The organism is Microbulbifer discodermiae (assembly GCF_040742695.1).
Lineage (GTDB): Bacteria > Pseudomonadota > Gammaproteobacteria > Pseudomonadales > Cellvibrionaceae > Microbulbifer.
Window position 1 is genome coordinate 14854 of the sequence record NZ_JBFLAB010000022.1, and the last position, 15214, is coordinate 30067.

General features: G+C 52.3%; 1 protein-coding gene. It reads right to left on the reverse strand.

Features of this window, described 5'->3' with window-relative positions:
* Window positions 1–115: 115 nt before the first annotated feature.
* Window positions 116–15121: a fibronectin type III domain-containing protein gene (locus AB1S50_RS09860; RefSeq protein WP_367150456.1), complete on the reverse strand. Its 15006-nt coding sequence runs from the start codon at window positions 15119–15121 to the stop codon at window positions 116–118.
* Window positions 15122–15214: the final 93 nt, after the last annotated feature.

The window sequence follows — 15214 nt, forward strand, 5'->3', positions numbered from 1 at the left end:
TTACTAAGGGCGAATGCTCCACATCCACCAATAAGTTCTGTTTTGTTCTGTTTTGTTTTGTTTTGTTTTTTAAGGGCGATGCTCCCGCAATGAATGAGGATGCACCGCGCACGGGTTATTGGGGACTGCTGTTGTCCTTGTTACAGGGGCCGTCACAGGCCGGGTCCGGCGCACAGCGCAGAGTGTCGTCATCACTGATGGGCGAGTAGCCGCCACCATAGCTTGTGCCACCGCCACCACCGCCACCATAGTAGTAGCCGCCGCCACCGCCACCGCCGCCACTACCGCCGCCACAGGAACCCCGCGAGGCGGTGGCCCAGTAGGTTGAGGTGCCACCGGGTACGATTTGCCCATTGGCACACTGGCTCTGGTAGCCCACCTGATACTGGTAGTTATAGGTACCGCAGCCGGCACCGCTGGCCTCACCCTCCTCATTGGGATTGAAGTCGCGCAGGGCCGTGATGCGGTAGGGGATATACACCACCTCCCCGGCCTCCAGGGTTTGCGGCACCTGGGCGAGAAACTCGAAAGACACTACATCATTGCCGGTGGGCAGTCGGCCGCTGACCTCTTCCGCGCGGATCAGGCCGTAGTTGGTCAGGCTCAGTTCCCCGGTAAACACATCGCCCTTGTGCATATCCGGCAGGGTGACGCTGATGGGATCCAGCATCACCACGGCGACCGGGACCTGGGTTTCGAAGGTGGCTTCCAGTTTGATTTCGTAACGATCCTCCAAGTTAATTTCATTCACCTGCCATTCCACGCTGACTATCTGGTTCATCAGGAATACATCCTCCGCAACCGTAGCCCCGGGTTTCACCCACAGGCGGCCGGAGACGCTTTCATGATCGAAGGCGGTGACACGGTAGGCATAGCGACCCGCCGGCAGGTCCTGCAGGAAGGCCTCGCCATTGGCATCGCTGTCGATGGTGCGGGTTTCCGACAGAACCTGTTCGTTTTGCAGTTCGACTCTAGCGCCGGCCAGCCCCGGAATCAGCTTGCTATCTTCATCCAGGGTGGCGGTGTAGATATCGCTGATATGGAAGAAGGCATTGCCGACCTCCGAGGTCACTACTGCCACAAACAGCGGCAGGGCAAAACTGTGGCCACCGTCCCCCTGCACCAACAGGTGAAACTCATAATTCCCCTGCTGCACAGTGTTATCCGGGCTGAAACTGATATTGACATCGCGGCTGTCGCCAATGGCCAATTCCCCCAAAGTGGCGGTGCCGTCAATACGTACCCAGGCGGGTGCGGGATTTTGCTCGCTGTCCACCAGGGTGAGGGTGGTGTTGCGCAGCGCATCGAAGCCGGTGTTTTTTACCCTCAGGGTTTCTGTGGTGGTACCGTTGAGGGCGACGCCCGTATCCAGAAAGGACGGCGTGGACTGAATCGCCGGGCGGCTTTCCGACAGGCGGTATTCCAGCGAGAGTTTTTCCAGCACCTGCTCGACCCCGTTGACCGAAGCCAGCACCCGGAAGTAGAGATAGCCCTGTTCCGGCGCCAGGTTGTCGCCGGACAGGGAGAGGTTGATCACCCCTTTCTCCTGTTCGGCAAGTGCGATCGTGGAACCGAGATCCAGGTGCAATCCACCGGGAATCTGCAACTGCTCCTCATCGGGCGCGGCCACCGATACCAGGCGCACATCCGTCAGCTCTGTGCCGTGGCCGGCGGTAATTGTGATCGGCATTTTCTGGGTGTAGTTGCGCGGAATATTCACATCCAGTTGCCGGGGCGTTACCGAGGAAGTCAGCACGGCGAACCCGCCCTGGCCCGGGCGGCCGAGGCTGTCCGGGTGGATCACGGAAACCCGCCAGTTACCGCTCTGCCCCTGCGGGTCAAAGCTGTAGGAGAAATTGCCGGAGCCATCGGTAATGACCGAGGCATTGCGCTCGAAACCGCGCAGTTCCATGACCAGCGAGAGGGGGACATTGCCCATGGGAGCGGCGCTTTGACGATCCACCGCACGCCCGGTGATGGTGACTGCGTCCCCGGAATTGTATACCTGTGCCGGGGTTACACTTTCCAGCTCACCCAGGTAGGCAGTTTCCTGCAGGGAGGCCTGGGTGCGGGTGCCATTGCCCTCGATCACCACCTGGGTGGCTTTGCCGGTATGGTAACGGAAATGATCGATTTCCAGCGCAACCGTCACATCATCCGGGGCGGCGGCGGGCACCGGCACCTCAACCCAGTCGGACACGAAGGTCTGCCCGGGTTGCAACCGGGCGACTGTTTCTCCACTGGCCACGGTAATCACGTCGCCGGTAAACTGCTGCACCGGATGCAGGGCAAGCAGGTTGCCATCCACGTCCTCAATGCGCACCCGCACTTCGTCGGAGGCGGCGCTGCCATTGCTGCGCGCCACCAGTACTTCGGTTTCCACCGTGGAAGTGTTTTCCATGGTGAAGCGCACTCTGCCGACGCCCCCGCGATAGAGGGCGTCTGTTTCCAGCTCCAGGCGCAGCGCGGCATCACCCACCAGTACCTGATCTTCGGTATGAATAAATATCGCCTCACCAGGCAGGGGGGACTGCTCCAGGCGCAGCTGGATATCACTCAAGGTGTCCAGCTTTTTATAGCCACCGATAATGATCGGGACTTCCACCAAGTCGCCGGCGGCAACACTGAAGGGTATCGACTGGTGCTGGCGGGCAGTGCCATTGTCACTGACAGTGGCAAACAGTTTGACCCCGCTGACATCACCACTGCCACGATTCTGCACGCGGAAACGCACTTCATTCATCACGCCGCGGCTAATGGCAGCCTCACCCTCCAGTGCATCCACCACTTCCACTGACAGTGCCGGCAGCAACAGGCTGTGGCCGATACTGGCAGCCCCCTGACTGTCTTCCGCAACGACGGTGTAGCGGCGCTCGGTGTTTACCCCCTGCCCGGCCGCACTGTAGTCACTATCCACAAAAGTCGTGGGATTGCCGCTGTGGGGAATCACGGCACTGGTAATTTCCTGCAGGCTGCCGTCTTCCCCCACATAGACCCGGTAACCTGCGATGGCGGTGCCACTGTGGTTCCACTGCAGTCGCGGGCTGCCGCTGCTATCCACCTGGATACTCAGGTCGGACACCGGCAGCAGGCCGAAATTGAGGTAGGCGGTGACGCTGGGCAGGGACTCATTACCGGCTTCATCCAGCGCGGTAACTACGTAGGCATGCGCGTTTTCGCTGGGCTTGGCATCCAGGGCAATGGTGTCCGGGATGCCGGTTTGCAGCGGCACAATTCCCTGCAGGGTTTCCGCAGTTGCATTTTCCCCTTGCGCCAGATCCAGGCGGTAGAGGTTGTAACTGAGCCCGTCCACCATCTCGGGATTACCCTGGGCATCGGCACTGGGTGCCTGCCAGGTGGCGACGATGCCGGCCCCATTTAATTCCAGCGCCAGTTCGGTGGGTTTGGCCGGCGCTATGCTGTCGGCGCCCACTTTGACCGGCACACTCATGGCACTGACTGCAATCTGGTCGTTGCTGCGGCGCTCGCTGGCAATACCGTAGTAGTAATCGCCATCGCTGGGCAGGTTATCCTGGGCACTGGCCTCAGACAGGCGCAGAATTTCAGTAAATTCCCCATCGTTTTCCGCCCTGCGGTAAACCACATAGCGGGCGTCCTCCACTGCCTCCCACTGCAGCGTCACTTCGGCGCCGGGCTGTGCAGTGGCGCGCAGGTTTCGGGGAATTGCCAGGGGCGGCAGGTCGCCCTGGTACACCTGGAAACTATTCGCCACGCGGATTTTATCGCCCAGATTCTCCAGGTCATCCAGCGCCTGGAAATCAAAACGTAGGTTTTCCACGGTGGGGTTGCCGCTTTCATCCTGTCCGGCGGCAGTTGGCAGGGTAAAGCTGCCCACCCATAAAGGCTGGCCCTGGGTGGACTGGGCATCCCGGCTAAGTACTATGCCGTCCTCCAGGCCGCTCACTGTAGCGTTACCCACCAGTGGCACCAATCTGGGCATGTCGCCGGGTTTTACCTCATCACTCAACTGCAGCACCACCTCCACAAGCAGACCGTCCTGCTCGTGCACTTTTAGTGGCGCGCCGGGATTTAGCGTAAGCGCGATCACCTCCGGCCCCCGGGCATCGATCAACAGACTGGTGCCCTGTTCCACAATGGTGCCGCGGTTGCCGACCTGGTCATGGGCTGACATCACCGCATAGGCTGTGCCGGAGAGTGTACCAGGCTCAATCACAAAACTGCCGGTATAGAGGGTGTCATCACTGTAGTCCTTAGTGAGTTCCACCGCGACAGGCACGCCGCCCTCCGGTGCCATGGCGAAATAGGGTTTGTTGCGCAATGGCTCATCAAACTGCACCGCCACTTCTACCCTGCCCGGCCCGTGGCGGCCCGTGGTGCTGTCCACGACACCGTCAGACTGATAACTCACCTGCAGGGCACGGGGCCCCTCGCTGTCCGCTTCGGCTTCCACCAGCCTGGACAGGCTGCCTTCGGTAGCGGCCCTATTCACCGCCGTTACCCCGTAGAAGTAGTGGCCGTCGTCCGCGGGCAGGTCGTTGTATTTCAGTTCCGTCAACAGTTGCCCGTTGATCCGCTGTGCCTCCACTACCGAACTGAATAGGGCACCGGCGCGGTAGACGTTATAGCCGGCGATCTGGTTGTCGCTGTCATCGCTGGTGACCGCATCCCAGGACAGGGAAATCTGCCCCAGCTCCCGTTCGATCACGGCGACATTTGCGGGCGCATCGGGAATGGCGGTATTCAGGCTGATGCTGCGCACCGCACTCTGGGCACCGAAGCCACTGCGGCCGGGGTATTCCGCCGCCGCTGTAATCTGGTTGTCCCCCTCTTCCAAGGAGATTTCCACCTGGAACCTGCCATAGCTGTCCACGGCACCCGGATTGGCTACAGGCGCGCCGTTGCGGTAAACCTGGACCCGGGTTTGTTTTTCCGCCGTGCCGGCAATGGTGACCAGTGCCTTATTGGTCAGCCACCCCTCCACCGGACTGGTAATTTGCGGTGCAAGAGGCGAGGCCAGGGCCACGCTAAAGGAGTATTGCGCGATGGTCACGTTTTCCCAGACATCGTAGACTTTCACCGTCAGGGTGTGATCCCCATCGGCAACACCCAGCAGGGCAATATCATGGGCAAAGGCATCCCCCCTGGGAGCGTATTTAGTACCCAGTAACTGGCCGTCCAGATAAAATTCCACACGGGCAACACCGGAATCATCAGTTGCAGTGATATTGAAATCACCATCCTGAGACAATTCGGGGACAATACTGAGATCCAGCACTTGACTGTCCTGCCGGTATTGCGCTGCGGTAATTTGCGGGCCTTCGGAATCCGCCACCGGGGTTACCGCCACCGGTGTCACTAGCTGTTCAGAGCCCCCGGAATTGTTGACTGATACCACAGCGACATAATATGTCCTGTCGTTTTCCAGGCCCGCCAGGGACCAGTTGTGCTCGGCATCCGACTCATTCCCCTTACTGCGCAGCGACTTATATTGCAGACCGGTAATACTGCTGAAATTACTTTCCTGGACATAGACCGCATAATTTTTAAGCAGCGCATAAGGAACAACGCTGGACCAGCGAATATCAATACGGCTGCTTCCGGCCTCCGCAATTACAGAGGTAGGATTTGACAGAAGAGTGGTTCCGGAATCCGCAATGCCATTGGAGGTATTGCCGTCATTATCGTAAGCAGAAACCCGTAACGGGTAGGCGGTGGCTGGACTCAAATCCGTTACTTGATACTCTACCATCGCCCGGGGGTCGGCCAGGGATGTCAAAGGAATATCATCCACCCGGCCCGCTGGATCCTCCGTAAAGACTACCCGGTAGCCCGCCAGATCATCGGCAGAATCTGCAGAAGGGCTCCAGCGCAATACCAGATTATCCGCTCCGGGAATCACCACCAGGTTGCTTACTTCGTCCGGTGCTTCGGTATCCACCGGCGTCGCCGCTGTGGAATTGACTGAGGGATTAAATAATCCCTGGGAATCGTAGGCCACCACCGCAAAGTGCATCAATGCACCGCGGGGCAACCCTTCCAATCGATACTGCTTGCTTCCCTGGGGCACAACTGCCACGGGAGCCTTGCCGGCGATATCGAAAAAACCGGTGGCACTCTGATAGATGCGATACTCCGCAATATCATTGCCATTGTCGAACTCGCTATAGTTACTCCAGTCCAGAATCAACTCAGTGCCACTACCATTGGAGTTGATGGACAGATCTACGGGACCTGGTGGCGTATTGTCATAGTGAATCTGTGCTACCGCGGCATCACTCACATTTCCCGCCGCATCACGCACGGTGAATGAAATAGTGTTATCCCCCTGCAGCAACGCCACCTGGGTACTCCAATCGGTATCGGGTGAATTCAATACCGCAAGGCTGCCATTCACCAATACCGCACTGCCGGCTTCCTTGGTACCGCCGAAGACCTGGGCGTTAACCGTGGTAACCTGTGGGTAGGGGTTTAAAACCGGTGCAGCTGGAGGCGTGTAATCCAGGGTAAAGGTGTAAGTGCGTCTTGAGGAAAGATTACCCAACTTATCGGCGATCTGCGCAACGATTTCATAATTACCATCCAGGAATGGTGCTTCGGGAGTGAACTGTACCTGGCCCTCGAACAATGCAATCCTACCGGATAGGGGGACGCTGTTGCGCTTAACTATCAGTTGGCTATTCTCCAGATCAATACCACTACCCTCTTCCGTGACCACCAGGGTTACAAAAGGAGGCGCAATATTAATACTGCCGGTAGGGTTGGCAGCGGATATGCTCGGTGCCTTACTATCTATATTAAAAATCAGCAGTACCGGGTCAGACAGGTTGCCACTGAGGTCCCGGGCAACGACTTCTACTGTGGATTGCCCCTCGGATACATAGTAGTTCCCAGACCAGCTTCCCGAACCCGCGGCAACAATCTCACTGCCATTTACAACAATTGAAGTGTTGTCTTCCCTATTCCCAGACAGGATCACCCATCTACTATTGGAACTGATCACTGCCGGGGCAAGCGGCTGGTTCAGTGTGAGAGACTGGGGAGGGGTGACATCAAGAATAATTGTGGTTACAAAGCGATCGTCTTCGACTTCCTGCTCGATGCCGTCCTGATCTTGGTCCATGCCCAGTCCATTGGCGCCAAAAATATCCGGTCCAATAGACAATATGTATGAGCCCTCGGGCAAGATTTTCTCAAAGTCAACTTGATAACGAATATCATCAATAGACGTAACGGCAATGACTGCAACCGGCCCGTTCTCTTCATCCAATAATTGGAAATCGTTTATATCCAAAGAATCAGTGCTTACGCCCACATTGAACTGCACAATGACACCGGAAATAAGCTCCCCATGGTTACCATCCGGGGTGACCGAACGAACCCTTAAAGCGGCAGTTTTTTGTGCAACGTGAACTGTACCTGGCTCACCGGCAACAGCGGGACCATGCCGTCCACCGCTATTAGCTCGCGTTTTCGATGAAATATTTCCATCCAAGGATTCATAATATACCGCTATGCGACCGCCTCCACCGGGCCCCGCATAGCTTCCATAACCACCATCGGCATGAATATACCCATAGCTGCCAATAATCAACTCGCCGATGTCTAACCAAATCGAACCTCCGCTGCCACCACCCCGATAGCTATAGTTGCCAGCTCCCGACGAATAGATATAGCCATAGTGCTGTAGCCTTTCCGCCACTATCTTTATTGCACCACCACCACGAGAACCCGGCTGGCTATCGTCCCTATAGCGACCACCGGTACCAAAATCGATTGGCGCGACGGCGCTGCCGTAGATTGGATTGGTCTCGTTACCATCTACCAGGCCGCCCAGGCCTCCATAACTACCACCGGATAAATAGTCGACCTCTTCACTTGGCAGGAATCCCTTACCGCTGACATCAACATAGGAATTAGGACTAATATAAAAATCGGATGCACTCAGGGTAACGCCAGAAGTAAAGGTATCGGAAGCAACGGGTGTAGTAATTTTGCCGCTGTTTTGCACCCTTATGTTCTCAAAACCGTAATCCTGGGGTAGTTCCAGTGTAAAACCATCCACAATTAAAGCATCGTCGGCAGCAGTAAAATTCCCTTCAGCCTTAACATATACAGAAGAATAAGTTTCACCTCTTATAGCGGCATTAAGTTGAGCACCCGCCTCGATAGTCAGCCTTACATCTTCAAGGTACAACGGAATATCAAGGTTTCCGGAAATAATATAGGGTTCATACAGACTACTGTTACTTCGATTGATAACTTGGATATGGGCGTTATTTGCTGGCAATGATTTATCATAAAGGTAGACGGTTCCCGCACCACCATAGGCCGTTACAGAGGAATAATTACCCCCGGAGCGGGAGAAAATTTCATGCTGAGGGTTAAATCCAGTTAAGGATTCATAGTAGATTGCTATACGGCCACCGCCACCGGCAGCAGCCTGATACCCCTTTCCGCCGGAGGCTTCTATCAGGGTATTACTGTTGCCAATAAGCTCTTTGGTCTCAATCCAAATGGAACCACCACTGCCCGCGCCAATGCGATAAGGGCGATCTTGACCATGCGCTAAGATATCTCCATAAACTTCAAATCGATTCGAGGCCACCAGCTTAATCGCTCCACCACCACGACTCCCTTCAACGGTTTCATCAATCCCGTAACCACCCCGACCAAAATCCACTGGCGCATCGATAGACCCAAAGATAGGATCAGAAGTACCTGTCAGGGGATCCCGCCCCCCCAAACCACCATAGCTGCCCCCGGATTTCCAGTGCTGCCCATCGAGGGGACCAAGCCCCTTGGCACTTACATCAATAAAAGAATTGGAACTGATATAAAAATCGGTTGCGCTCAGAGTAATACCTGAGGTGAATGTATCGGAGGCCAGGGGAGTTGTGATCTTGCCGCTGTTTTGCACCCTTATGGTCTCAAAACTATAATCCTGCGGTAACTCCAGCGTAAAACCATCCACAGTTAAAGCGTTGTTGGCGACCGTGAAGTCGCCCAATGCCTTTACATAGGTATTGCTATAGCCAGAACCGGAAATTGAAGCAGCTAAATGTGCTCCAGTCTCAATTATCGCTCGAACATTCGAAAAATATAACGGCTTATCAACTTGCCCACTCAATCTATATGGCTCATAGGAACTTGATGAGCTATGGTTCTTGATTTGAATTAATTCATTCTTAGAAGCAAGAGAGCGATCATAGAGGTAGACAGACCCAGGACCTCCATAGGCCGTTACTGTCCTCCAATTACTGCCCGATCTAGCTAAAATTTGTGAGACTGTATCGATCCCTGAAATGGTATCGAAGTAGACTGCGATCCTACCCCCGCCCCCGGTCGCAGAAGAGTGCCCATCTCCCCCTTCAGCACGTATTTTTGTGTTTGTTCCACCTATAAACTCTCTAGCCTCAATCCAAATTGAACCACCACTACCACCTCCCTTCAAATAATCTTGTGAACCATCACTAAGTATACTTCCATATACTTCGAAACGATTACTAGCGGCCAATTTTATGGCCCCACCACCTCGACTGCCTTCAACGGTTTCATCAATTCCGTAACCACCCCGACCAAAATCCACTGGCGCCTCGATAGATCCAAAGGTGGGATCAGAAGTACCTGTCAGGGGATCCCGTCCCCCCAAGCCGCCATAGCTGCCCCCAGATTTCCAGTATTGCCCATCGAGGGGGCCAAGCCCCTTGGCACTCACATCAATGAAGGAATTGGAGCTGATATAAAAATCGGTCGCGCTCAGGGTAATACCTGAGGTAAATCTATCGGAAGCCAGAGGAGTTGTGATCTTGCCACTGTTTTCCACCCTTATGGTCTCAAAACTGTAATCTTGCGGCAGCTCTAACGTAAAACCATCTACAGCTAAAACGTTATTGGCAACCGTGAAGTCGCCCACTGCCTTCACATAGGAATTGCTATAGCCAGAACCGGAAATTGAAGCACCTAAATGTGCTCCAGCGTCAATCTCTACATTCGTATTATAAAAGTTCAGAGGTGTGATCATCTGCCCTGTAATTCGAAAGGGCTCGTAATTACCGGAGACCCCCCTGTTGGTTATCAGCAGCTTACCATTATTAGCTGATAAGGATCGGTCATACAAATAAACCGTCCCTGGCCCACCATAAGCAGTTGCCGCTGAATAATTATAGCCTGCCATGGCTAATACTTTATCTCGAGGTGCAAAGCCCGATAGCGAATCATAATAAATGGCGATCCGCCCGCCACCACCAGTACCAGCCTGATACCCTCTTCCGCCGGAGGCTTCTATTAGGGTATTACTGTTACCAATAAGCTCTTTAGTCTCAATCCAGATAGAACCACCACTTCCCGCGCCAATGCGATAAGGGCGACCCTGACCATGTGCTAGGATATCTCCATAAACTTCAAATCGGTTGGAGGCCACCAGCTTAATCGCTCCACCACCACGACTCCCTTCAACGGTATCATCAATACCGTAGCCACCCCGACCAAAATCCACTGGCGCCTCGATAGATCCAAAGATGGGATCAGAATTTCCTGTCAGGGGATCCCGCCCTCCCAAACCACCATAGCTGCCTCCGGATTTCCAGTGCTGCCCATCGAGAGGGCCAAGTCCCTTGGCACTCACATCAATGAAGGAATTGGAACTGATATAAAAATCGGTCGCGCTCAAAGTAATACCTGAAGTAAAATTCTCCGATGCTGCCGGGGTTGTAATCTTGCCACTATTGCGAATGGAGATATTTTCAAAGTTGTAATCCTGAGGCAGCTCTAAACTAAAACCATCAACTACAAGCTCACCATTGGCAACGGAGAAATCCCCCTCTGCCTTAATATAGGTATTATTAAATCCATAGCCATAAATTGGGTTTGCAAGATGCGCGCCATCGACTATTTCCGCGTAAATATATGCTAGCTGTATCGGGCTATCTATCAATCCATCGATCAGAAACGGTGTATATACACTGGATGTGGATTCATTCAGAATTTGCAACAGCCCAGGGTTGCTAACCTGGGAGCGGTCATGAAGATAAATACTACCTGCGCCACCTCGCGCAGTTGCAGAGCCTCCATTGCCTGGCCTAGCGTATATATAGCTTCTGGGGTTTGTCTTTGGATCGAATCCGGAGAGCACATCATAATAAATCGCAATTCTCCCACCACCACCCGATGCCGAATAATAGGCATCTCCACCATAGGCTTGAATTGTGGTATAGCTACCTCCTACTAGTTCACCAGCTTCAATCCAGATGGAACCTCCACTACCACCACCTATATAGGCCTTATATTCACCATTTGCATAAATATCACCATAGAGTTCAAATCTTTCAGTAGCAATAAGTTTGATCGCCCCACCGCCACGGGTTCCTTCTACGGACATATCGGAGCCATAGCCCCCTACGCCGAATTCGCCAGGAAGCTTGTAGTCACCAAAGGTCGAATTGGTGGATCCGGAAGCGGGATCTATACCTCCGGGGCCGCCGTGACTTCCTCCAGACTTCCAATGCTCTCCTTCTATCGGTTTCCTTCCTTTCGAATTGACATCAATATAGGAATTGGAACTGATATAAAAGTTGGTAGTGCTTAAGGTAATTCCGGATGTAAAGCTATCAGAGGCTTCTGGTGTTGTAATCTTGCCGCTGTTTTGCACTCTAATGGAATCGAAATTGTAATCCTGCGGCATCTCCAGAGTGTACCCGTCTACGACCAGCTCAGCATCCTTTACTGTAAAATCACCTTCTGCAATAATATATACTGAACCGTATCCGGAACCGGAAATAGGGCTTCCCAGGTGCACACCATCTTTCAGTAATACCTTTGAATCTTTGAAGTTTAGGGGTGCAGACAGATCAATATTTTGGTCGATTGTTACCTGTATATCTTCAAAATAAATAGGGATATCGACAGCGCCCGTCAATATATATGGATTGTAAATATCCCCAGTTCCCTGATTGATAATTTGCATACGTGCATTATTTTCTGGCAAGGTGCGGTCATACAGATAAACTGTTCCCGGGGCACCATACCCAGTAGCGGAAGAGTAATTTCTTCCGGCTCTGGAAAATACAGAGTGTCTGGTATTAAAACCGGAAATAGACTCGTAGTAGATCGCTATACGGCCACCACCGCCGGTTCCTGCTTGATATCCATTTCCGCCCGAGGATTCAATCAAGGTATAACTATTGCCGATTAATGTCTTCGCTTCGATCCAAATAGACCCGCCACTGCCCGCGCCCACCTGATAGACCCGACTTTGACCATTGGCCAAAATATCACCGTAAACTTCAAGTCTATTACTGGCCACCAGCTTGATAGCACCGCCCCCACGGCTGCCCCGGATTGTTTCATCTGCACCATAACCACCCACGCCAAAATCTGTAGGGCCTTCCAGGCTACCAAAGGTAGAGGAAACCGTACCAGAAACCGGGTCAACTCCTCCTAAACCGCCATAGCTTCCGCCGGACTTCCAGTGTTCACCGGAATCCGGGAAACGACCCTTATTGCTTACATCAATATAAGAATTGGAACTTATATAGAAGTCGGTAGCACTCAAAGTTATGCCAGCAGAAAAATCTTCCGAAGCAACTGCAGTTGTGATTTTTCCGGCGTTCTGTATGGTAATCGTTTCAAAACTATAGTCCTGCGATAACTCCAGAGTAAATCCATCAACAGTCAGGCTATCATCATTAGTGGTGAATTCACCGTTTGCCGCAATAAATACCTGCCCATGGTCGCTTCCAGAAATAGGTGCAGCTAGGTGCACAGCTTCTTCGATGACTACCCGAACATCATCAAAATAATGTGGAATATTGACCTCACCGGAAAGAATATATGGCTCATAGCTTTGACTGGTACCACGATTATTAATCTGTAGACGGCCAGGATTTATCTCCGCAGATCGATCAAACAAATAAATTGTTCCGGGGCCACCATGGGCCGTCGCATAACTGCCGGAGCCTGCTGGCGCAAATATTTCATTTCTGGGGTTAAAGCCTGAAATCGAGTCATAATAAATGGCGATCCGGCCCCCACCTCCAGTTGCGGCACCGGAGGCGGAAGCTCCGTTTGCTTCTATATGTAAGGAACTGCTTCCCACAAGTTCACCGGCCTCAATCCAAATGGAGCCGCCACTTCCGCCCCCGATATTGCTCAGTGATCCACCGTTGGCACTCAGTCTTCCATAAGCTTCCAATTTTTGACGCGCAACCAGCTTGACTGCACCACCACCTCGCGTCTCTTCACCGCTAGCGTTAGCACCGTAGCCACCAACTCCAAATTCAAATGGCGATTTAAAATCACCAAATATGGGACTAGCCGGGTTCCCATCTGAGCCCCTACCGCCCAGACCTCCGTAGCTACCGCCGGACAAAAAAGAGCCTCCACCCAAAGGAAATTTTCCTTTGGCACTGACATCTATGATAGAGTTATTCGATATAAATATATTTTCTGCCAGAATCTCCAATGGCTTGTCGGTTTCTCCGTATACCACGCTAGTTAATTCAGCTCTATTCACCAGTGCCAGCGCGCCCTGCAGGTTGTTTGACCCTACGGCAACAAGCTTATAGCCATCTATAACTATATCCCCTTCAGCCAGTTCAATTTCACCTGGAAGATTGACCACCGCATTGTGATTGCCGCGCACTCTAAAGTTAGAAAAATTAACATCAGAGGAAATATCTACTGAAGCATCTCTCAATAGTATTTCAGTTGCTTCGTTGTGATTCAGAAGGAAAGATTCCGCCCTGGCATTCGAAGCTCTATTGTCTATGAGCAAGATTCCGGCAAAATCCTCTTCAGTCAGAGGGTCGTGCCCAGCCATATGAATTTTTGCATCGATATTATCAAAATATGCACTACTGCCCTTGCCATCTTGACGTGAAGCTTTAACCAATAAATCTACCGATCTCGATCCCGCGGGAACTTTTGCTGAAAAATATCTGGGCTCCCATACTCGGTCAGCGGTACTGGTAAGGCCGCTAGCAATTTCGGAAATAACTTCACCATTACCATCCAGAAAGCGAAAAGACAACTCGCCTTCATTTTCTGTGTAGTATGAAGATTGCAACCATTCTACGGATACTTCTACTGCATTCGCCAATAAATCGCTATCAGAAAATTCGATCCTCTCCAAATTAATGTTCTGTGAAATTACAGAGCTTCCACTACTGGAGTAGCCATTTAAATAGTAAACACCACCGAAGGTTGATGGATATGGATAGCCACCTCTAACCCCTGGAGTACCCTCTTCAATTTCCCAGTGCTTTAAATTACCAAACTCCGCCCCGGAATTTTCGAGAGTTAGATTAACAATAGCACCGTCGTGAAAAAACACACTTCCAGGCCCGCCATAGACTTTCCCCGTACCTCCTTTAGCTGCGACTCTGCTCCAGAAATCGAACTTATTGCCGGAATTTATATAAATCGCAACCCGCCCACCGGATCCACCATTGGAATATGAGCCATTTCCTGAACCACCGCTTGCCCTAACGTCGCCATTTCCTTCTATACTCTCGGCCACTAGAAATATGGAACCACCAGCTCCTGCACCGGAGTAACCGCCATCGACATAACCTGTCCGGGATTCACCGTTAGCCAATATATCCCCATTTAGAAGGATTTTTTTGGCGCTTAGGTAAATACGACCACCACCCCTAGTACCGTCTGCACCAGACAAAGAATGTGATCCACCCATACCCAGATCGATAGGCTTTTTATAGTCGCCATAAGGATCCTCCCCCTGCCCTCCTCCAAAGCTCGCATAAGCCCCGCCACAGCCTGCACAATTTTTTGATGACGCCAAATTACCCAATTCGCTTACATCGATCTTTGAGCCATCTTGTATTGCTAAATTTCCCTCAATTGTTAGCGACAACAATTCCGGCGAGGCGATTGAGTGAGTTAGGCTTGCATTGTTTTCCAGAACCAGGCTCGAGAAAACATGAGAACCGTCCACCGTCAGCACAGATCCATCAATTAGAATATGCTTATTATCAAAGGTATGATTATCTGCAGCTATATAAGTATCGTTACTTATGATAACGGTATCTGATTGCTGGAGGGTTAAATCTGGAATATCGCTTGTATAGGCGGGACTCGCAAAAGTGGCCACTAATGCGGCCAATACAAATAAAACGTTCTTCACATTTCCCCCTAAAAGATTCGACAAATTAAGCCGAATATAAACGATATTTCAGTTTTACATCAGGTACGAAAAACTTATATATACCCTTTATTG